The following is a 20,755-nucleotide window of genomic DNA, read 5'->3' as shown; positions in this document are numbered from 1 at the left end:
GCACAGGCCCTGACCGTCTCATTCGAGCCGGCCGATGCCGTCGGCCACCAGCAGATCGACGAGCTTGCGCGCGAACAGCGGCAGCGCCTCGCGATCGGCCACGCAGATCTGCAGCTTGCGCACGGCCCACTCGTCGGTGAGCGGCACGATCTTGAGCGCCATGGTTTTCGCGTGGCGGCGCGCGGTGCCCTCGGGCAGCACGCCAATGCCGATGTTCGCTTCGATCATGCGGCAGGCGGCTTCGAAGTTGCTGACCTGAATGCGCCAGCGGATGGTGCGCTGCAAATTCGAGGACGCGCGCTTGAGGAATGCGTAGATCGCGCTTTCGTCGGGCGGTCCTACGAAGTCGTGGCCCAGCGTGTCGGCAAAGTCGATTTCGCTCGCGTGTGCGAGCGGATGCGAGAGCGCGGTGGCAAGCACGAGGCGGTCGCGCCGGTACGGCATGACCTGCAAGCCCTCGGTGCGCACGTCGCCGGCCACGATGCCGATGTCGACACTGCCGTCCAGCACGGCGCGCACGATGTCGGGACTCAGCCGCTCGTGAATGTCCACATACACATCGGGATGGTTGATGAGATAGGTGCGCAGCACGGCGGGCAGGAATTCGCTCATGGCCGTGGTGTTCGCGAACACGCGCACGTGACCCTTGACGCCCTCCGAGTACTCCTGAAGATCGCCCCGCAATTGCTCGAGTTGCTTGAGCACGCGCCGCGCGTGCGCGAGCAGCGTCTCCCCGGGCGCGGTGAGCGTCACGCCCTGGCTCGTGCGCGAAAGCAGCTTCACGCCGACTTGCTCTTCGAGATTCTTGATGCGCGTGCTCGCAGCGGGCAGCGAGAGATGCGCGCGTTCCGCGCCGCGCGTGAGGCTGCTGGCCTCCGCCACGTGCGTGAAGAGCTTGAGGTCGACAAGATCGAAATGCATGGGTTCGCTCGGTGGTGCTCTAGTCTGCGCGAGAGCGCGCCGCTGATTCAACGTTCGTTTGAACGAGCCTGAACACGTTCGTTTGAACGATAGATGCAAATGGCCAAGGTCTCGCGGATTCTGCGCATTATTGCGCCGCAGCGCAATACGCGCCATTAGCGGAATTACGGGTTAATCGTGGACGAATCGGGCATTCGGCATATTCAAATTGTGTGTGCGCGTGCGTTGCGTCAAGCTGCAAACCGGACAAGCGGCGTGACGAACTGTGGTAAAGCGCGCCGGCATAACGGATTCACCCATTCGAACGGAGGCTCGCACCATGCGGGCAGCGGGAGCACGAACGATGACGACGCAACGGATGCTGGCAGGCAAGGTGGTGGTGGTGACGGGTTCGGGCGGTGGCATTGGCCGTGACATTGCGCTGGCCATGGCGCGTCAGGGCGCGAAGGTGGTGGTCAACGACGTGGGCGCCTCGCTTTCCGGCGAGGGTCACAACGACGGCCCCGCGCAGGCCGTGGTGAACGAGATCGCGGCGCTCGGCGGCGAGGCCACGGCCAACACGGACAGCGTGGCCGAAGCCGCAGGCGCAGCCCGCATCGTGAAGCACGCGCTCGACGTGTTTGGCCGCGTCGACTGCGTGGTGAACAACGCCGGCATTTTGCGCGACCGCTTTTTCCACAAGATGAGCGAGGAGGAATTCGATGCGGTCGTGAAGGTACATTTGTACGGCTCTTATCACGTGTCGCGCGCGGCCGCCGACCATTTCAAGGATCAGCGCAGCGGCGCTTTCGTGCACATGACCTCGACCTCGGGCCTGATCGGCAATCTCGCGCAGGCCAACTACAGCGCCGCGAAGCTCGGTATCGCGGGGCTTTCGAAGTCCATTGCGGTCGACTTGCAGAAGTTCGGGGTGCGATCGAACTGCATCGCGCCGTTCGCATGGAGCCGCATGATCGATTCGATCAAGATCGATTCGCAGGAGCAGCAAGCGCGCGTCGAAAAAATCAAGCAGATGACGCCTGCGAAGATCGCGCCGCTCGCGGTGTTTCTCGCGAGCGAGCAGGCCGCCGATGTCTCGGGGCAGATCTTCGCGGTGCGCAACAACGAGATTTTCCTGATGAGCCAGCCGCGTCCCGTGCGCTCGGTGCATCGCGGCGAAGGCTGGACGGCCGAGACGATCGCGGAGCACGCCATGCCCGCGCTGCGCGGCTCGTTTCATCCGCTCGATGTTTCCGCCGATGTATTTAGCTGGGATCCGGTCTGAACTTGCGCGCGGCGCGGGCGGCCGGCATGGCCGGCAGCCTCAATCACGGAGGAGACATGCACGATCCGATCGATCGGCTCAATGCGCAGCTCGAACGCCTGCACGCGCATCCGTTCCATGCGGGACGCTTGCCGCGCAGCATCGCGAGCGCGGCGGAATTCGCCGAACGCGTGCCGCTCATGTCGCGCGCCCAGATCGTGGCCGAAATGGGCAAGACGGGTTATGGAGCGTTCGCGCCTCACGTGCCGCCCGTGCGCATTCATCTCACGCCGATGGGCCCGGCGCTCGTGCCGATCCTGCACAGCGCCGCCGATCTGCGCGCGATGGAATCGGCGTGCGGCCAGCATCTGGACGCCTGCGGCATCGGCCCCGGCGACGTCTGCATGGTCACATTCGGCTATCACCTGTTCGTCGCGGGGATGTTTTATCAAAGCCAGATGGAGGCGCGCGGCGTCGCGTGCATCCCGCACGGTCCCGGCGAAACGGAGCGCGCGGCTCAGGTGGCGCGCCAGTGCGGCGTAACGGTGCTCGCGGGCAATCCCACGCATGCGCTCAAGCTGATCGAAGCGGGCTGTCCCGTGCCGCGCGTGTTCTTCGCGGGCGGCGAGCCGTTCAGCGGCAACGAGGCGCTTTATGCGTGCGTGCGGGCTGCCATGCCCGGCACGCTGCTCATCGACAGTTATTCGTTATCCGAATGTCTTCCGGTGGCGCGGACGTTTCCGGGCGGCACGGGCGTGCATGTCTTCGACGAACTGCTCCACGCCGAGGTGATCGACCCCGACACCGGCGCGCCATTGCCCGAAGGCGAGCGCGGCGAACTCGTGCTCACGCATTTGCAGAAAGAGTTGCAGCCGCTCGTGCGCTATCGCACCGGCGACCTCGCCGTGCTCGAACGCACGGCGAGCGTGCATGGCCGCACGGTGTCGCTGCCGCGCGTGGTGTTCGGGCGCGTCGATTCGATGGTGAAGGTCAAGGGCGTGAAGGTCTATCCGTCCGAGTTGAAGCGCGTGCTGCAGGGAGTCGCGGGCGCGACGGGCGCTTACCGGATCGTGGTGCGCTCGAAGGCGCTTGGCGGTGACCATCTCACGCTGCTCGTCGAAGGTACACCCGCCGACATGGAGGCCATCGCCGAGCGCTTCAGGCGCCAGACGCTGATTCACGCCGATGCCATCGAGGCAGTCGACACGCTCGAAGGCGCGGCGCTCGTGCAGGACGAACGGAGGCAGACAACATGAACGCAACAGCCGCACCCGCACCGTGGCGCTATGTCGTGGGCCAGCACAACTACGCGGATTTCTCGACCTCGGTTTCGCCCGCCGTCGAGCGCGCCGTGGCCGAGCGGCTCGCGCCGCCTACGGTGCTCCTGAGCATCTTCGACGGCGACAGCATCACCGTGGGGGTGAACGAAGACCCGAACCAGGTACTCGACCTGCCGTTCTGCCGCGCCAACAACGTGCTCGTGCGGCGGCGCGTGAACAGCGGCGGGGCGATCTATGCGGGCCGTGGCTCGGCATTTCTCGCGCTGTATCTGCCGGTCGATTTGCCCGGCGTGCCGGCCACGGCGGCGGCTGCGTTCCCGGCCATTCTCGGCCACGTGGCGCAAGCGTTGCGCGAGGGGTTCGGGCTCGCTGCGGCGTACCGGCCGCTCAATGACGTCGAGATCGATGGCCGCAAGCTGGTCGCCACGTCGATGAAGATCGAGGGCGGCGTGCTCACGTTCCGCATCCTGCTGAACGTGAAGGCCATCGACACGGCGATTGCCGCGCGCGCGATGCCGATGGCGCCGGAGAAGGTCAAGGACAAGAAGCACAAGGATCTCGGTTCGCGCTACACGTATCTGGAGCAGGAGTTGGGCCGCGCGGTGAGCGAGGCCGAATTGCGCGCCTGGGCTCAGGCCTGCGTGCGCAGCGCATTCGGCAACGTCGCGCTCGCGCCCGGCGAGTTGGGCGAAACGGAGCGGGCCTACGCGCAGCAATACGCGAGCGAACTCGTCGACGATGCCTGGTTCCATCAAAAGAGCGAAGCCACGCGCTATGGGCCCATCACGCAGGCCGGCGACCAGGTCGTGCGGGGCCGCGAGAAGGCGCCGGCCGGGCTCATCTGGCTGAGCCTGCTGGTGCGCCGCGGCGTGGTGCAGCGCGCGATCGTGAACGGCGACTGGCATCCCCGGCCGCTGCGCTCGGTGGACTGGCTCGAGGAAGGCTTCGCGGGGCTGGCTGCCACGCGCGAGGCGTGCGGCGCGCATATCGAAGCGTTCCTCGCGCGCGAGGACGTGGAGTTCGCGGGCGTCGAACCGGTGCATCTGCTCGCGGCGCTCGACAAGGCGCTAGATGAACTGGCCCGCGCGCGCAGCGGTGGCATGAGCGCTTCGTCTTTCATCGTTTAGCACAGCCATGACGATCGATTACCACACCTTGCGCAACTGGCCGTTCAAGGACATCGAACAGACCTACACCGCTCGCGATGCGATGTTCTATAGCCTCGCGGTGGGCTATGGCGCCAATTCCTTGGATCCCGATGATCTCGCGTTCGTCTACGGGAAGGAACTGCGCGTGCCGCCGACGTTCGCGGTGGTGCTCGGCTATCCGGGCTTCTGGGCGCGCGACCCGAGGAGCGGCATCGACTGGGTGCGCGTGCTGCACGGCGAGCAGGGCATCGAGATTCACAAGCCGCTGCCGCGCGAAGCGACGGTGATCGGCCGCTCGCGCATCGCGCGCGTGGTCGACAAGGGCGAGGGCAAGGGAGCGCTGCTCGAAATACAACGCAGCATTACCGACAAAGCGAGCGGCGAGCGCTATGCCACGCTCACGCAACTCACGTTTTGCCGTGGCGATGGCGGCTTCAGCGCGGGCGGCGGCCCGAGTGACGAGGCGCCCGCCGTGCCGCCCGCCGTGCCCGGGCGTGCGGCCGATCATGTCTGCACGTTGCCGACGCGGCCGGAGACGGCGCTGCTCTACCGCCTGTGCGGCGACGACAACGCGCTGCACGCGGACCCGCAAGTCGCGCACGCGGCCGGCTTCGCGCGGCCCATCCTGCATGGCCTCGCCACCTGGGCGGTGGCCGCGCACGCGGTGCTCAAGACGCTGTGCGCGAGCGACCCGGCACGGCTCGCGCGATTTCATGCGCGCTTCACCGCGCCGGTCTATCCGGGCGAGACCCTGCGCACGGAAATCTGGCGCGACGGCCAGGCCGTGAGCTTTCGCACGCGCGTGGTCGAGCGCGACGTGGTGGTGCTCGACCACGGCACCGCGAAGCTGCGCTGAACATGGCCCACTTCATCGCCACAACTCAACACGAATTCGAACACGAACAGAAAGGAACTGCAGTCATGGCCCGTCAACCGAAACCGCTGGTGCGCTCCGATATCGCATTCAGCACGCCCGATCGCATCGTCGTGCGCGGCAAAAGCCTGCCCGACGAAGTGCTCGGCCATATGAACCTCGGCGACTTCGCGTTCTTGCAACTGACCGGCAAGACCGCCACGCCGCAGCAATCCGCGATGTTCAACGCCATTGTCATCACGCTCGTCGAACACGGCATGACACCCAGCGCGATCGCCGCGCGCATGACCTATGCCGGCGCGCCCGAGTCGCTCCAGGCGGCCGTGGCGGCAGGACTGTGCGGGCTGGGCTCGGTATTCGTGGGCAGCATGGAGGGTGCATGTCGTATGCTCTCCGAAGCATTGCCGTACGGCACGCCATGCCACGACCTTGAAAGGCTCGCGGTGGACACCGTGGCCGCATGGCGTGCGCGCGGCACGCCCATTCCAGGCCTCGGACACCCGCTGCATAAGCCGATCGATCCGCGCACGCCGCGCCTGTTCGAGCTTGCCGCGCAAAACGGCCTGTCGGGCGAATACGTGAAGCTCATGCAGTTGATCGGCGCAGAGGCCGAGCGCGCCGCGGGCAAGTCGCTGCCGATCAACGCGACGGGCGCCATCGGCGCGATCTGCTGCGAGTTCGGCTTTCCGTGGCGCATCGTGCGCGGCTTTGGCGTGATGGCGCGCGCGATCGGACTGGTCGGCCACCTGCTCGAAGAAGGCGAGCGGCCCATGTCGTTCGAATTGTGGCAACGTGTGGAAGACGAGGCTTCGGCGCACCTGCGCGGCGAGGCTTGATTCGACCTATAGCCACATCGGAGGATTGCCGTGTCCCAATCAGAACAGGAAGTCTCGCCAACCGTGCCGCTCGAAGCGTGGCTCGACAAGACCGAAACGCTCACCGACGAGATCACCTCGTTCCCGCTGCGCGCGCTCGCGGCCACGCTCGACCGCGAAGCACCGGGCGACGCGGTGCCGCCGCTGTGGCACTGGCTCTATTTCCTGCCAGTCGCGCCGCTCGCGCAAGTGGGCGCGGACGGTCACCCGAAGCGCGGCGGTTTCCTTCCGCCCGTCGCGTTGCCGCGCCGCATGTGGGCGGGCGGCCGGCTCACGTTCCACGCGCCGCTGCGTGCAGGCGAGACGGCGCAGCGCACCTCGACGATTGCCAATATCGAAGACAAGACCGGGCGCAGCGGCCGGCTCGTGTTCGTGACAGTCCAGCATCGCTACGAATCGGCGGGCGCGCTGTGCATCGAGGAGGAGCACGACATCGTCTATCGCGACGCGCCGCAGCCCGGCGCGAGCGCGCCGAAACCCATCACTGCGCCTGCGGACAGCACCTGGTCGCGCACGCTCGCAGGCGACCCCGTGATGCTGTTCCGCTATTCGGCGCTCACCTTCAACGGCCATCGCATCCACTACGACTTTCCCTATGTCACGCAGGAGGAGGGCTATCCGGGGCTCATCGTTCACGGGCCGCTCATCGCCACGCTGCTGCTCGATCTCGTGCACCGCGAGCGGCCACACGCAACGGTCGCGAGCTTCGCGTTTCGCGCCGTGCGCCCCACCTTCGGCGGCAATGCGTTCACGCTGTGCGGCAAGCCCGCCGTGGACGGCCGCACCATAGAACTGTGGGCCAAGGACCACGAGGGCTATCTGACGATGCAGGCCACCGCGACGCTTGCCTGATTCGAACCGACCCGTGCCACCCGTGCCACCCGTGCCACCCGTGCATTTCGCCTATGCAGCCATGAATTCCACCATGACCGATCATCCCAGCCGCACGCTCGCGGCCTTTGCCGCCACGCTAGAGTTCGACGCCATTCCCGCGCCGGTGGTCGAGCGTACCGTCAATCTCTACGTGGACTGGCTCGGCTCCGCTCTCGGCGGCAAGGGCGCGCGCCCGGTCGAGACCATTGCGCGTTTCGCGCGCGCGGCGCGCGGCGCGCGGAGCCCCCAGGATCCGTGCGACGTCGTGATCGACCGCAGCCGCAGCACCCCGTACTTCGCGGCGATGACGAATGCCGCCGCCTCGCACTTCGTCGAGCAGGACGACGTTCACAACGGCTCCGTGTTTCATCCCGGGACCGTGGTGTTTCCGGTCACGCTCGCGCTCGCGCAGGCGCTGGGCGCGTCGGGGCGCGAGTTCATCGCGGCTTCGGTGGCAGGCTATGAAGTCGGCATTCGCGTCGGCGAGTTCATGGGTCGTTCGCATTACAAAGTATTCCATACGACCGGCACGGTGGGCACGATTGCGGCGGCTGCGGCGGCCGGGCGGCTTCTGAAACTCACGCCCGCGCAGATGCTCGACGCGTTCGGCTCGGCCGGCACCCAGGCGAGCGGCCTGTGGGAATTCCTGCGCGACGCCGCCGATTCCAAGCAACTGCACACGGCGATGGCCGCCGCCAACGGGCTGATGGCGGCCCAACTGGCCGCCGAGGGATTTCGCGGCGCGCAGCGCGTTCTCGAAGGCGCGCAGGGCATGGCAGCAGGCATGTCGAGCGATGCGGATCCGGCGAAGCTCGTCGACGCGCTCGGTGCGCGCTGGGCCATCGTGGAAACCTCGTTCAAGTATCACGCTGCCTGCCGCCACACGCATCCGGCCGCCGACGCGTTGCTCGCCGCGATGGCCGAGCACCGGCTCGCGCCGGACGACATCGCCGCCGTGACCGCGCACGTGCACCAGGGCGCCATTGACGTGCTGGGCTGCGTGACCACGCCCAGCACGGTCCACCAGGCGAAGTTCAACATTGGCACGGTGCTGGGCCTGTGCGCGTATCGCGGCTATGCAGGCGTGAACGAGTTCGAGCACGGCTACGCGCAAGCGGACATCGCGGCGTTCCGCGAGCGCGTGACGATGGTGCTCGACGAAGAAGTGGACCGCGCGTATCCGGCGCGCTGGATCGGCAAGGTGAGCGTGACCACGCGCGACGGCCGTACGTTGCGCGCGCGCGTGGACGAGCCCAAGGGCGATCCGGGCAACACGCTCTCGCGCGAAGAACTGGCGACGAAGTTCGTGCGCCTCGCGGCTTTTTCGCATGCGGCGAGCGAAGCGGAGGCGAACGCGCTGCTCGAGCAGGCGTGGCGTATAGCCGATGCCGGGAGCGTGGGCGCGCTCTTTGGCACAAGTACGGTTACGAGCGACGCGTAGAAGGCGAGCGCCTGAGCGCGAACAAAATAAACGCAAAAAACGCCGGATTTTCCGGCGTTTTTTGCATCGATATCATCATCGGGGCGGCGCGTCAGCTTTTCTGCGCGGTCGGCTTGCTGCGCACGAACCGCAGCGCGAAGCGCACGAGCTTCGGCATGGTGTCCGGGCGCAGCAGGCGCGTGTCGTAGCCCGAGAAGCGCCGGTCGTTTTCTTCGAGGCACAGGCGCATCAGGTCGGGCACGTTGATGTCCACGTCGGAGACCGACTGCGCGCCGTTCACCGTGAAGTTGTTGTCCTGCCGCTGCTCGTTGCCCTCGGCGTCCATGGTGCGCGCGAGGCCGATGCGCTCCCAGCCCAGAAACATCCACACGCGCGCCACTTTCAGTTCGAAGGCGATGCGCCGCCACCACGAAAGCCGCGCGCGGTGCCACGCCACCCAGTTCGCGAACAGCAGGATATGGCGGCATTCTTCCTGCATCACGGGCTCGAACGTGTCGATGAGCTCGGGCGGGAACAGCCCCGAGCGTTTCGCGACTTCGAACAGGCCGAACGCGAAGAAGCTGTCCACGCATTCGCTGTAGCCCGTCACGAGATAGGCCCACTCCGCATCCTTCGGAAATTCGTACGGCGGCTCGCTCGCGAGCGCGATGCCATAGGCCCGCACCATGCGCGAAAGCACTTCCTTGTGACGGTTTTCTTCCCACGCGTTGAGCGCGAGCGCGGCGCGCATCTCGGGGTCATCGACTGTCGCGGCATAGGCCGCCATGCGCAGGCGCGCCTTGCCCTCGGTCTGCACCGCGATGTCCCAGATCGGCAGCTCGACGATGCGCTTGAGCGCAGCGGGCTCGAGCGACGGCCATGCGAGCACCGAGGGCCGGTACGGGTTGAAGGTTTCGTGGAACATGCGGCAGGCCTCGCGCCGGTGCGCGTCGGAGCCGGGCGTAAGCGGGCCGGGCGCGGCGCTCGTCCAGTGGCGCGTGTTGTGTTCGGCGGCGTCGAGCGTCGCGCGGTCGGGCGGCTCGCTCGGCAGCTGCGGCGCGGTGAAGTCAGGGATCAATTGCGCCGTGTCGAAGGCGTCGAGTACCTGATCGTCCATCTTGAAGCGTCTCGTGTGGTGGGGTCGTGTTATTTAGTGGCTTGCCGCGTCGGCCAGGCGATCAGGCAAGCGATCAATTTTGTCACTGATGCGCGGAATCCGCCGCGGAATCCGCTTGCCCGGCACCAGCATCGCGGTCGTCGGCGTGGGTGACATGCGTGCCGCATTGATTGCAGAACGGGAAGAATGCGAAATTGCGCGCGCCGCAGGAACAGACCTCGAAGAGCCTCAGCCCGCAGTGAATGCAGAACGAGACCTGGTCGCCGCCCAGATGCCACGGCTTGTCGCAAGACGGGCAGAGCTTCTTTTGATACGCGCCTATGGCCTTTTCGTAGACCACGGTGCGGGCGCGCTCGCTCTGGCTTTGCTGCATTTCCGCGCGCTTGCGCTCGACGTAGCGCTGGAACGCGCGCAGCATGTAGAGCCCCGCGAATACCGTGAGCGCAATGCCCACGAGCACGCGCACATAGCCGCCGAAATCGGGCAGATACGGCACGAGTTCGACGAAGAACGCGCACAGCGCAAAGAGCCCGAAGCCATAAATGAACGGCCAGTAGCGGCTTTTGCGGCGCTTCACGAACAGCCAGACGGCCAGCAGCAGGATCGGCAGCGTGAGTGCGAGACGCCAGCCGAACACCGTGAGTTCGTAGCGCCGTTGCGCGGCGGCGTAGCGCGCGTCGGCGCCGGCCTGGGCCCGGGCGAGCTGCGCGCCCAATTGCTCGCCGCGCGCGTCGAGCGCGCGCTGCTGGTCGGCGAGCGCGTCGCGCCGGCGCTGCCAGTCGATCACGCTCGCCTGCAGCAGGTCGAGCTTGCGCGTGCGCGCGAGCAATTCGATGTCGTTGCGGTTGTCGCCCGTCGCCGTGCGCGTGGCGATCCAGTTGCGCAGGCCTTCCTGGGCGTCGCGATAGTCGGTGTTCGCACGGTCGTACGCAATGCGCAGGGTCTGCGCCTTGTCGTCGAGTGCGCTGCGCTGGCGCTCCAGATCGCGCGTTTGCGCTTCGAGCGGCGCGACGGCGGCGCGGTCGACGAATTGCTCGACGCGGGGCGGCCCGCCTTGCGGCGCGAACATGAGGTCGCGCATCACGAGGCTGCCGAGCATGTCGAGGAACAGCGCGAACACGATCGCGATGATCCACGAAGCAATCTGCAACAGGCGGGCGGGTCGCGAATAAGCCTGGCTGGTGTTCATGGGCGGTTCCTGGGAAGCGCAACGAAAGGCCAATGGGCGAGCGCCATTGTAAATGGCGCGGCACGCAGGCTGAGGGCGCGTTGCCACTATTGCAAATCACTCAACGAATCGGTGAATGCGTTTCAATTAATTGAATAATCGCCAGTGTGTCTTTTTTATCGGACAATTTATTGGCGTCGGTTCGCTTGGAGAAGGTAGAGTGTCGCGAATGGGCGATCAGACGAATGGCAGCGCCGGGGTTGCTGCATGGCAGGCTGCCGTCGATGGACGTCCGCACCAGGGGGCTTGTGCGAAACGGCTCATTGCACCCACCGTTTTGCCGCCGCATTTTGACCCGTCATAACCGGAAGCTTGCACACGTGCGCATCCTGTCGATATTCGGAACGCGGCCCGAAGCCATCAAGATGGCGCCGCTCGTGAAATGCCTCGAAGCCGAGCCCGGCGTGCAGTCCCTCGTTTGCGTGACGGGACAGCATCAGAGCATGCTGCAGCAGGTGCTCGATCTTTTCGACATCAAGCCTGATTACAACCTCGCGGCGATGACCGCCAACCAGTCGCTCAACGGGCTCACCTCGCGCCTGTTCGCGGGGCTCGACGAGGTGCTCGCCGAGGTCGCGCCCGATCGCGTGCTCGTGCATGGCGACACGGCCACCAGCATGGTGGCCGCAATCGCCGCGTTTCACCGGCGCATTCCGGTGGGGCATGTGGAGGCGGGGCTGCGCACCGGCAACATGCTCGAGCCTTGGCCCGAGGAGATGAACCGGCGCGTGGTGGACGTCGTCGCCGACCAGCTGTTCGCGCCCACGGCCAGCTCCCAGGCCAATCTCGAGGCGGAGGCGCTCACCGGGCGCATCGTCGTCACGGGCAATACGGTCATCGACGCGCTGCGGCTCATGTGCGCGCGCCTCGATAGCGACGGCGCCATGCGCGCGCGCATCGACGCGCAATTTCCCTTTCTCGAGCCCGAAGGCTCGGGCCGGCCGCTGCTGCTCGTTACGGGCCATCGCCGCGAAAGCTTCGGTGAGGGCTTCCAGCAGATCTGCGCGGCGCTCGCGGCGCTCGCGCAAACCGGCAAGATGCAGATCGTCTACCCCGTGCACTTGAATCCGAACGTGCGCGGCCCGGTGCTCGCGACGCTCGGCAACGCGCCCAACGTCCACCTGACCGATCCGCTCGACTATCCCGAGTTCGTGCGACTGATGCAGCGCGCGGCCATCGTGCTCACCGATTCGGGCGGCGTGCAGGAGGAGGCCCCCGCGCTCGGCAAGCCGGTGCTCGTGATGCGCGACGTGACCGAGCGGCCCGAAGCGCTGGCCGCCGGCACGGTCAAGCTGATCGGCACCGACCGCGATGCGATCTATAACGCGGTGCTCGAACTCGCCGTCGACGAGTCGGCGCGCAGCGCATACGCACGCCGCGTGAATCCCTATGGCGACGGCCACGCTTCGGAGCGGATCGTCGCTGCGCTCATGGGCAAGCCGTTCACGCCGTTCGCGAGCCATGGGCTGCCGGGCTATGCGCATCCGGTGCTGGCCGCGCGCCCGGACGCGCAGTGAGCGAAGGGGGCCGTCGCGGGGCGGCCGCGCACAAATAACAAGTAACAAGTACAAACAAGGCGAGCGCCTGAGCGCATGACGCCCACACCATGAGGCATGACGTGAAATCGAATTCGACCTTGCATCGGAGTCCAGGTGCGGCCGATCCCGCGGGCGTGACGGGCACGCGCCGCCCGCGCGGCAAGCGCATTGCAATGGCGGTTTATGCGCTGTATGCGGCGTCCGCTGCAATGAGCGCGCTGAGCTCCCACGCTCACGCCGCGCCCGCGGACCTCGCCGGCGCGTTCGCGCAGTTCGGCGCGGGGCGTGTGCAGTCGCGCACCGTGTCGCTCGCCGATCTCGGCATGCGCGAGCCGGTTGTGCTGCGCGCGCCCGACGCCGTGCAGGAGCTCTATCTGCCGGTGCCGGCCGACCTGCCTATCCAGAATGCGACGCTGCAACTCGACGCGAACTATATGCGCGGCAATGGCGGGCGCACGACCTTCCTGCTCTCGCTCGACGGCACGCCCGTGCAGTCGCGCAATCTGACCGAGTCGCAAGGCGACGGGTCGATCAGCCTCGGCGTGGATGGTGCGCCGCGCCCCTCGGGCTTCGTGCGCGTGGGGCTGCACTGGTCTTCCGTGCTCAGCGACGCGTATTGCACGGACCAGACTGCGATCGCGAATCTCTGGCGCGTCGCGCCCACGACGCGCTTGAGCTACCAGTTCGACGCCGCGTCGATTCACGACGTTCGCACGGCATGGAGCGCGCTGCCGTCCAAACCCGTGGTCTTGGTGAGCGGCGCAAAACTCGATGCCGCAGCCTACGACGTCGCGTGGCGGCTCGAAGCGCTGCTCATGCGCGGCGGCGCGAGCCCGGTCACGCAGATCATGCCCGCCGTGGGCGACACCGTGCATCTGGGCAGCGTGCAGATGAACGCGGCATTGCAGGCCGTGCCGGCGTTCGCGGCGCTCGCCTCGGGCGGCGACCACAAGATCGCGAACCCCGCCGAGCTCGGCGCGCTCATCGCGCTCGCGCCCGAGGGCGCCTTCGCGCCGAACGTCGTGATCGACGACGCCGCGCTGCGCGCGCATATCGGCGAGGCGCTCGATGCGTTGCGCGCGCAGGTGCAGAGCGTGTCGCCGGAGGCTGCGCAGGCGTTCGACGCATGGCGCAAGCGCGCGGGCGGGCCGTTGCTCGCGGCGTCGTCCGATCCGCTCGTCAAGGGCGAAGTCGCCCTCGCGCATCCGGGCGGCTTGCCGACGGTCGTGGTCGGCGACGACCTCGGCGTGAGCGCGCTTTCGCGCGTGTGGAGCGACGTTGGGGCATCGAACCGTCTGGTGGTGCACGAACTGGCCGCCGCGCCGAACCGCAGCGCGGGCGGCAGCACCGACCAGCTTGCGCTGTCGCTCGTGGGCGGTACGCCGCGCACCTTGAATGTGCTGACGAGCGCCGTCTGGGAAGCAAATTTCGATCTCGCGGCAGTGTCGGGCAACGGCGAGATTCCGCGCCGCGTGGAGCTCGATGTCGCGGCGGCGCCGGCGGCCGAGCGCAGCGGCGAGACCGTATCGGTGTTCTTCAATGGCGTGCTGATCGGCGCGAAGCTGCTTGACACCGACGGCCGCCAGCAACGCGTGAGCGCCGATATTCCGGCCTACGCGCTGGGCACCACCAATGCGCTGCGCGTGCAGTTCCAGCGCCCGCCCCAGGGCGAATGCCGCCCGCGCGAGCAGGGCTATCCCGTGGCGGTGCTGCCGGGCAGCCATCTGGTGCTCGGCCACGGGCCCGTTGCCGAGAACTTCACGGGCATGATCGTGCGCTTCTCGCAGCAGGCCACCGTGCTCGTGCCGCAGTCCTATCTCGCCGATCCGGTGGCGAGCCTGCCGCGCGTCGCGCGTCTGGCCAACGCCACGGGCGTCTCGCCCACGCGCGCGACGCTGCAAGCCGTGCCCGACGGCCAGGCCGCGCAGCCGGCGGGCCCGTTCCTCGCCGCCGATGTCACGCTCGACAAGCCGGACGGCCACGCGAGCTTCGATAACGGCCGTTTGGCGCTCAAGGGGCGCGGAGGCGCGACGCTGATGGACGTGTCGGGGCTCGCGAGGCTCGGCGTGATCGAGGTGGTGCGCTCGGGCAGCACGCCGGGCGTGCTCTATCGCAGCGTGGGTGCGCCGCCCGAGCTGCCCGCGAGCCTCCAGTACCTGCAGGGCGACGTCGCGATCGTCGCAGGCTCGGGCGTGCTCAAGCAGTTCGACACTCAGTACGCAGGCGGCGTGCCGCCTCTCGACGACCAGCGCGCGTGGCTCACGCGCCACTGGGCCGGCTGGGGCGTGCCCACGATTTCGATCGCGGTGCTGCTCGTATTGATTTTTGGCGCGGGCTACGCGCGCAGCCGGGCGCGGGCGCGTTCCGCTGCGGCTGCCGCGGCGGCGAAGGCCGAGGTCAAGGCGAAGGAGAGCGAAAGCGCCGGCCGGGACCGCAGCGGCAATAGCTCCGGCGACTCCGGCAACTCCGATAACAAGCAGGGCTGAGCGTGAGCTGGAACACGATCGACTGGTGGCTGAACTATCTGGCGGGCCGCTACTACCAGGGCATGGAGTATCTGGCGGCGGCCGTGGCGGTGATCATCCTGCTTTCGAGCATCGACGATCTGTTCATCGACGCGTGGTACTGGGTGCGCCGCATCTTCCGCCACTTCACCGTCGAGCGCCGCCATCAGCCGCTGCGCGCCGAGCAGCTCTACGAGCGCGAGCAGCAGTGGCTCGCCATCATGGTGCCGGCCTGGCGCGAGGAGGACGTGATCGCGGCAATGGTCGAGAACGCGGTGAAGGTGCTCGACTACCGCAACTATGTGATCTTCGCCGGCACCTACCAGAACGACGCGGCGACCATCGCCGAAGTCGAGCGCATGCGGCGGCGCTACAAGCAGTTGCACCGCGTGGAGGTGCCGCACGACGGCCCCACCTGCAAGGCCGACTGCCTGAACTGGATCGTGCAGGCGATCTTTCGCAAGGAAGAAGAAGCCGGCATCGAGTTCGCGGGCGTGATCCTGCACGACAGCGAGGACGTGCTGCATCCGCTGGAGCTGCGCTTCTTCAACTACCTGCTGCCGCGCAAGGACATGATCCAGTTGCCGGTCGCGTCGCTCGAGCGCGAATGGTACGAGCTCGTGGCGGGCACCTATATGGACGAGTTCGCGGAGTGGCACGCGAAGGACCTCGTGGTACGCGAGAGCCTCGCGGGCTCGGTGCCTTCTGCGGGTGTCGGCACCTGCTTTTCGCGGCGCGCGCTCGTGGGGCTCGCGAAGGAAACGCAGAACCAGCCTTTCAACACCGAGACGCTCACCGAAGACTACGACGTGGGCGAGCGCCTCGGCCGCATGGGCATGAATTCGATCTTCGCGCGTTTTCCGGTGCAGTTCGCCACGCGCCGCAAGACATGGTTCGGCCTCGGACCGATGCGTGAATTCACGCTCACCATGCCGCTATGCGTGCGTGAGTACTTTCCCGATACGTTTCGGACCGCTTATCGTCAGCGCGCGCGCTGGACGCTCGGCATCGGCTTGCAGGGCTGGGAGCAGGTGGGCTGGGTGGGCTCGCTCGCGAACCGCTATCTGCTCGCGCGCGACCGCAAGGGCACGGTCACGGCGTTCGTGGGCATCCTCGCTTACGCGCTGCTGATCCAGTTCCTGCTCTTCACCTACGCGGACCTGCTCGGGGTGCGCCCGGATCTGGTCGCCTCGCCGTTCTCCAGTTCGCCCTGGTTCACCGCGCTCTTGTGGGCCAACGGCATCGCCTTGATCCTGCGCACGGGGCAGCGCGTGTACTTCGTTTCGCGGCTCTATGGCTGGGAGCACGGGCTGCTCTCGATACCGCGCATGGTGATCGGCAACTTCGTGAACTTTATGGCGGTGTCGCGCGCGTGGAAGATGTACCTCGGCTATCTCATCACCGGCAAGCGGCTCGTGTGGGACAAGACGATGCACGATTTCCCGTCGTCCGATGGCTTCAAGGACCGGCGTCAGCGCCTTGGGGAGTTGCTGGTTTCATGGCACGCGATCGCGCCCGAGCAACTGGAAAAGGCGCTCGCGGCGGGGCAGGCGCAGGAGACGCCGCTGGGCCGCGTGCTGATGGCGCATGGCTGGCTCGACGAAGAGACGCTGGCCGAGGCGATCGCATTCCAGTCCGATTTGCAGCGCGCGCCGCTGGACGCCGCGCGGCTCGCGCGCCACGCGCAGGATCTGCCGCTCGAACTCGTGGTGCGCTACCGCGTGTTGCCGCAAGGCGACGATGGCGCGGGGCACGCGCTCGTGCTGTGCGCGAGCCCGCTCGGCGAAGAGGCGCTGGCGGCGTTGCAGGCGCAGTCCGCGTTGCCGATCGTGCAGCGCATTGCGCGCGAAAGCGAGATCGTCGAGGGCATGCGTTTGCTGCGCGGCGTGCCGGCACACGGTTACACGCAGCGCGACGGTCAGCGTGAAGCGCAACAAGACATGCCGGACCCGCAAGCGGGCGGGCGGCGCATGCTGCCCGTGCCGCTGCTCGGCGATCTGCTCATCGAGCAGGGCGCGGTGAAGCGGGCGGCGTTCGAAGCGGCGCTGCAGCGCTATCGTCCCGCCGATCATGGGCGCATCGGCGATTACATGGTCCAGCAGGGCGTCTTCACGCCGCAGGCGCTGGCAGCGGCGATTGCCGAGCAGGCGCGCAGGCGCGCAACAGTGGCGTCGGCATCATGAAGAAGAAGCGGAATCTGGAGCGATTGGCGATGCGGGAGCGTTGCACGGCATGGGCCGGGGCGGCATCGATGGCGGCTGCTCGCGTGAGCCTGGCGGGCTTCGTGAGCGTTGCGAGCGCCGGGAGTCTGGTGGGCGCGGCGCCCGCATGGGGCGAAACCGCGCCTTCGGCAAGCGTGCCGCTGCCGCTTGCGGGCGCGGCGTACCGGGTTGCGCAGCAGGGCTACGACGCCTACGCGAAGCACGATTATGCAGCGGCGCAGCGCTATGCCCGTGAGGCGATACGCCAGCGGCCCGACGTGGCGTCGCTGCATCTGCTGCTCGCGAATGCCGAGGCGGCGCAGGGCAATTGGCGCGGCGCGAGCAGCACGCTCGCGGATGCGATCGCGCAACTCGGGCCAGATGCGTCGCTGGTCGCGCGCAAGCGCCAGATCGATACGCAGGTGGCGGCGCTTGCCCCGGCGCAAGGTGCGCAAGCGCGTTCGCGGGGGGCGCGCGCGGCGGCCGCGCCGCCGGGCACGGGCTCGCCCGACAATCTCACGGGCCGCGCGTGGGAGCTCGCCGGCGATGCCTACCGCGCGTACGCCGCGAAAGACTACGAACGTGCGCTGCGCCAAGCCAACGAGGCCATCGCGCTGCGGCCCGACGTGCTGCGCCTGTGGCTGCTCGCGATCGATTCGGCCACGGCGGCGGGGCACGATGCGGCCGCGTTGCAGCTTGCTGAGGATGCGCAACGGCGCTTTGGCGACAATGCCCAACTGCGCGCCCAACTGCGCTCGCGCCGCCTGCAAGCGGGGGCGCGACTCGCGCCGAGCGAAGCGGCGGCGGCCCAGACGGCGCAGCAGGGCGGCGATCTGTCCGCAGCGGCAGCGCATGTGCGTGCCGCGATCGCCTATGCGCCGGACAGCATCGGCTACCGTTTGCAACTGTTCGATGTGCTCGCCGCGCAACGCGACATGGCCGGGCTCGACGCGGCCGCGAGCGATGCGTTGGCCGCCGGGGTCAAACCGGCGCTGATGCTTTACGTGGTGCGCGGCTATGCGCGCGCGGCGCAGGGGCAGAGCGCGCAGGCCGACGACGATTTCACACAGGCGCTGCGCATCGCCGATGCGTCGCCGCGCGATCGCCGCGTGGCGCGCGTGATCGTCGCCGATGTCTGGATCGCCGAGGGACAGCCGCAGCGTGCGCTCGATCTGCTCGCGCCGCTCGAGCCGGCTGGCGACGACACCGATGCGCTGATCACCGCGCGCCGCTACGCAGCGCGCACGGCGCTCGCGCAGACGCAAAAACCGGCGCAACCTCAGGAGGGCGAACGCGTGGCGACAGCGGCGCGCCCGGTGTTCGACTGCACCGTCGACGCGAGCGGCACGGCCTGCGATGTCTATGCCGCCGATGCGGGCTTCGCCGCGCACCGCGCCTATATTGTCGCGGCGCAGCGCGGCGACAAAGCCGCTGCGGTCCGCTACGCGCGCGCGGCGGTGGCGGCGGCGCCCAACGATCCCGAGCATCGCATCGAGCTGGTCGATGCGCTGGTGGCGGCCGGCGACACGGACGGCGCGAAGCGCGAGGCGCGCGCGGCGCTCGACGCAGGGCTGCTCGACGGCATGCCGCCGCTTGCGGCGGCTTATATCGCGCAGCGCGCGGGCGCGGACCGGCGTGCCTACGAATATTTCGCCCACGCCGACGAGGCGCACGCGTTGCCGCCGCAGGCCGCGGGCGATGTGGGCTACAGCGCTTACCGCGCGCATTTCGACGAGGCGGCTGCCCGCTATTTCGAACGCGCAATCGACTACGGCGTTTCGCCGCCCGACGGCGTCGCGCCCGCCACGCTGCCGCAGTTGCAGGACTTGCGCAACGCGCACGCGGACGTCACACGCGACTGGGGCTTCTTCACCTCGCTGAACTATCGCGGCGCGGGACTGCAGCCGGGCGTGACAACCGGATCGGTGCCCGGCGCGGACGACTGGCAGACCGGCATCGAAGGCTATTGGCGTCCGTTCGGCTCGCTCGGCGATCGCAACTTCGAGGTCTACGCGCGGGCCTATCAGGACTTCGGCGCGAAGGGCGCTGCGCCCAGCGGCATCTCGACGACGATCGGCGCGGTGGGCGCGCGCGCGAAGCCGTTCGAATCGATCGACGCCATCATCGCGTTCGAGCGCCTCATTCCCATCGGCTCGCATGCGCCTTCCGACTGGCTCCTGCGTCTGGCTTATTCCGGCGGCTTCGGCACCGAGCGCCGTCTCGACGTGCCCTCGTGGTGGACCTTGCAGGGCTACGGCGAGGTCGGCCATTACGTGAGCAACGGCTGGAACTACGGCACCGGCTATCTCGAGCTGGGGCGCACGTGGCGGCTCGACAGCATCAGCCCGAAGCTCACCGTGTTTCCTTATGGCGTGATCGGCATGGACTACGACTCGAGCATCAATCACAGCGTGCCGGTCGGCATGGGCGTGGGCTTTTCGACGCGCTACTGGTTCCGCGACAGCTTCTACAACGCGCCGCGCTCGTATGTGGATGTGTCGGTGCAATACCGCTGGCGCTTGAGCGGCGACGATCGCGCGGGCGGCGTGTTCTTCGGCACTGTGCTTTCGTGGTGAGGAGGGAGGCGACCATGCCGATTCGCTGCTTCTTTTCGCGCCGTTTTCGCGCTCGTTTTCAAGTGCGGGTTCAAGTCCGCTTTGTGCGCGCGGTGGCCGCATCGCTTTGCGCTTTCGCGGCGGCCGGCTGCACGCTGCAAGTGCCGGCCCACGCCGACTCGCTTGCTCAAGGCGTGGTCTGGCAACTCGGCAACGACCAGCTGGATCCGCACGGCAACTGGGACAAGCTCGGCATCAACGAATTGCTCGTGCAATGGATCGCCGTCGACGACGTCGCTTACATGGCTGGCGCGGGGCTGCCCGCGCCGCGCGTGCCGGACTGGGTGCGCATCGCCAACGAGCCGTGGGCGCGCGGCGTGATCGTGGGTCTCGCGGGCTACGCCGATGAGAAGAAGGCGCGCGCGAACGTCGAAGAACTCGTCGAACGCTCGATCAAGCTCGCGGCCGTGCGCCCGCCCGTGCATATCACCGGCTGGTACTTTCCGGTCGAAGTCGATCCGACCTGGACCGATGCGAAGCGTCTCGCCCCCTTGCTGGAACGCTTGCCGCATCCACTGTGGATCAGCGTCTACGACAACAGCAATATCGGTGGCGAAGCGCTGGCGAAGTGGCTCGACGACTGGCTGCCGCACGATGTGGGCGTGATGCTGCAAGACGGCTGCGGGGTGTATGCGCGCGGCCCGGCGGCGGCGCGCGAGTACGCGGATGCGCTCGCGGCGCGTTTGGGCAAGGACCGCGTGCGCATCATCGCGGAGGCGTTCAGGCCGAAGCAGGGCGGCGGTTTCCGCGCGGCCACGGCGGCGGAACTGGCGCCGCAACTGCAGAGGTATCACGGCTATCGCGTCTATATCTTCGACGGCCCGCATTATCTGTCGAACGAACTCGTCGATGGGCTGCTCGCCATTCAGCACCCCGCGCGCAGCGGCGCGCCCAAGGGTGCGGGCGCGGCGCCCTGAA

General features: G+C 67.7%; 15 protein-coding genes. 12 read left to right on the top strand and 3 right to left on the bottom strand.

What is annotated here, in order from left to right; all coding sequences use genetic code 11:
* Nucleotides 1-18: 18 nt before the first annotated feature.
* Entirely contained in the window at nucleotides 19-921 is a 903-nt protein-coding gene (locus tag P5W99_RS09530) for a LysR substrate-binding domain-containing protein (protein ID WP_434660384.1), read from the bottom strand.
* Between the two features lie 358 nt (nucleotides 922-1,279).
* Between P5W99_RS09530 and P5W99_RS09525 the strand changes: the two genes are divergently transcribed.
* The 7 genes from P5W99_RS09525 (at nucleotide 1,280) to P5W99_RS09495 (ending at nucleotide 8,655) form a co-directional block, all read left to right on the top strand.
* On the top strand, nucleotides 1,280-2,185 hold the full coding sequence (locus P5W99_RS09525) for an SDR family NAD(P)-dependent oxidoreductase (RefSeq protein WP_434662521.1): 906 nt from the start codon (nucleotides 1,280-1,282) through the stop codon (nucleotides 2,183-2,185).
* A gap of 56 nt (nucleotides 2,186-2,241) precedes the next feature.
* Entirely contained in the window at nucleotides 2,242-3,420 is a 1,179-nt protein-coding gene (locus tag P5W99_RS09520) for a phenylacetate--CoA ligase family protein (protein WP_434660383.1), read from the top strand.
* Nucleotides 3,417-4,571 (top strand): lipoate--protein ligase family protein, encoded by a 1,155-nt coding sequence (locus tag P5W99_RS09515; protein ID WP_434660381.1) that lies wholly within the window; start codon nucleotides 3,417-3,419, stop codon nucleotides 4,569-4,571. The genes P5W99_RS09520 and P5W99_RS09515 overlap by 4 nt, the downstream gene beginning before the upstream one ends.
* Nucleotides 4,572-4,578: 7 nt before the next feature.
* Entirely contained in the window at nucleotides 4,579-5,448 is an 870-nt protein-coding gene (locus P5W99_RS09510; RefSeq protein WP_434660379.1) for a MaoC/PaaZ C-terminal domain-containing protein, read from the top strand.
* A 65-nt stretch (nucleotides 5,449-5,513) separates the two neighbouring features.
* Entirely contained in the window at nucleotides 5,514-6,302 is a 789-nt protein-coding gene (locus P5W99_RS09505) for a citryl-CoA lyase (protein WP_434660377.1), read from the top strand.
* Between the two features lie 30 nt (nucleotides 6,303-6,332).
* On the top strand, nucleotides 6,333-7,193 hold the full coding sequence (locus P5W99_RS09500; RefSeq protein ID WP_434660376.1) for an FAS1-like dehydratase domain-containing protein: 861 nt from the start codon (nucleotides 6,333-6,335) through the stop codon (nucleotides 7,191-7,193).
* A 73-nt stretch (nucleotides 7,194-7,266) separates the two neighbouring features.
* The gene (locus P5W99_RS09495) at nucleotides 7,267-8,655 is read left to right on the top strand and encodes an MmgE/PrpD family protein (protein ID WP_434660375.1); all 1,389 of its coding nucleotides are present in this window, start codon (nucleotides 7,267-7,269) and stop codon (nucleotides 8,653-8,655) included.
* Between the two features lie 91 nt (nucleotides 8,656-8,746).
* Here P5W99_RS09495 and P5W99_RS09490 read toward each other — a convergent pair whose 3' ends face one another.
* Nucleotides 8,747-9,751 (bottom strand): ferritin-like domain-containing protein, encoded by a 1,005-nt coding sequence (locus tag P5W99_RS09490; RefSeq protein ID WP_434660373.1) that lies wholly within the window; start codon nucleotides 9,749-9,751, stop codon nucleotides 8,747-8,749.
* Between the two features lie 82 nt (nucleotides 9,752-9,833).
* Nucleotides 9,834-10,940: a hypothetical protein gene (locus tag P5W99_RS09485; protein WP_434660372.1), complete on the bottom strand. Its 1,107-nt coding sequence runs from the start codon at nucleotides 10,938-10,940 to the stop codon at nucleotides 9,834-9,836.
* A 404-nt stretch (nucleotides 10,941-11,344) separates the two neighbouring features.
* Here P5W99_RS09485 and wecB point away from each other — a divergent pair, with 404 nt between their 5' ends.
* The 5 genes from wecB (at nucleotide 11,345) to P5W99_RS09460 (ending at nucleotide 20,754) form a co-directional block, all read left to right on the top strand.
* Nucleotides 11,345-12,496 (top strand): non-hydrolyzing UDP-N-acetylglucosamine 2-epimerase, encoded by a 1,152-nt coding sequence (gene wecB / locus P5W99_RS09480; protein ID WP_434662518.1) that lies wholly within the window; start codon nucleotides 11,345-11,347, stop codon nucleotides 12,494-12,496.
* Nucleotides 12,497-12,597: 101 nt separating this feature from the next.
* Complete coding sequence (locus P5W99_RS09475; protein ID WP_434660370.1) at nucleotides 12,598-15,003, top strand: cellulose biosynthesis cyclic di-GMP-binding regulatory protein BcsB; 2,406 nt, start codon at nucleotides 12,598-12,600, stop codon at nucleotides 15,001-15,003.
* A gap of 62 nt (nucleotides 15,004-15,065) precedes the next feature.
* Complete coding sequence (locus P5W99_RS09470) at nucleotides 15,066-17,204, top strand: glycosyl transferase family protein (protein WP_434662515.1); 2,139 nt, start codon at nucleotides 15,066-15,068, stop codon at nucleotides 17,202-17,204.
* The gene (locus P5W99_RS09465) at nucleotides 17,201-19,798 is read left to right on the top strand and encodes an NfrA family protein (protein ID WP_434660368.1); all 2,598 of its coding nucleotides are present in this window, start codon (nucleotides 17,201-17,203) and stop codon (nucleotides 19,796-19,798) included. The genes P5W99_RS09470 and P5W99_RS09465 overlap by 4 nt, the downstream gene beginning before the upstream one ends.
* Nucleotides 19,799-19,860: 62 nt before the next feature.
* A complete protein-coding gene (locus tag P5W99_RS09460) occupies nucleotides 19,861-20,754 on the top strand; it encodes a hypothetical protein (RefSeq protein WP_434660366.1) in 894 nt (297 codons plus the stop codon).
* The last annotated feature ends 1 nt before the right edge of the window (nucleotide 20,755 follow it).

Source organism: Paraburkholderia sp. A3BS-1L, assembly GCF_051125215.1.
In the GTDB taxonomy this organism is placed as follows: Bacteria; Pseudomonadota; Gammaproteobacteria; order Burkholderiales; family Burkholderiaceae; genus Paraburkholderia.
This window is presented reverse-complemented; position numbering and strand designations above follow the sequence as displayed.

Coding starts and splice junctions, on each gene's coding strand:
- P5W99_RS09530 (WP_434660384.1), bottom strand. CDS start 921: ATGCATTTCGATCTTGTCGACCTCAAGCTCTTCACGCACGTGGCGGAG.
- P5W99_RS09525 (WP_434662521.1), top strand. CDS start 1,280: ATGCTGGCAGGCAAGGTGGTGGTGGTGACGGGTTCGGGCGGTGGCATT.
- P5W99_RS09520 (WP_434660383.1), top strand. CDS start 2,242: ATGCACGATCCGATCGATCGGCTCAATGCGCAGCTCGAACGCCTGCAC.
- P5W99_RS09515 (WP_434660381.1), top strand. CDS start 3,417: ATGAACGCAACAGCCGCACCCGCACCGTGGCGCTATGTCGTGGGCCAG.
- P5W99_RS09510 (WP_434660379.1), top strand. CDS start 4,579: ATGACGATCGATTACCACACCTTGCGCAACTGGCCGTTCAAGGACATC.
- P5W99_RS09505 (WP_434660377.1), top strand. CDS start 5,514: ATGGCCCGTCAACCGAAACCGCTGGTGCGCTCCGATATCGCATTCAGC.
- P5W99_RS09495 (WP_434660375.1), top strand. CDS start 7,267: ATGACCGATCATCCCAGCCGCACGCTCGCGGCCTTTGCCGCCACGCTA.
- P5W99_RS09490 (WP_434660373.1), bottom strand. CDS start 9,751: ATGGACGATCAGGTACTCGACGCCTTCGACACGGCGCAATTGATCCCT.
- P5W99_RS09485 (WP_434660372.1), bottom strand. CDS start 10,940: ATGAACACCAGCCAGGCTTATTCGCGACCCGCCCGCCTGTTGCAGATT.
- wecB (WP_434662518.1), top strand. CDS start 11,345: ATGGCGCCGCTCGTGAAATGCCTCGAAGCCGAGCCCGGCGTGCAGTCC.
- P5W99_RS09470 (WP_434662515.1), top strand. CDS start 15,066: ATGGAGTATCTGGCGGCGGCCGTGGCGGTGATCATCCTGCTTTCGAGC.
- P5W99_RS09465 (WP_434660368.1), top strand. CDS start 17,201: ATGAAGAAGAAGCGGAATCTGGAGCGATTGGCGATGCGGGAGCGTTGC.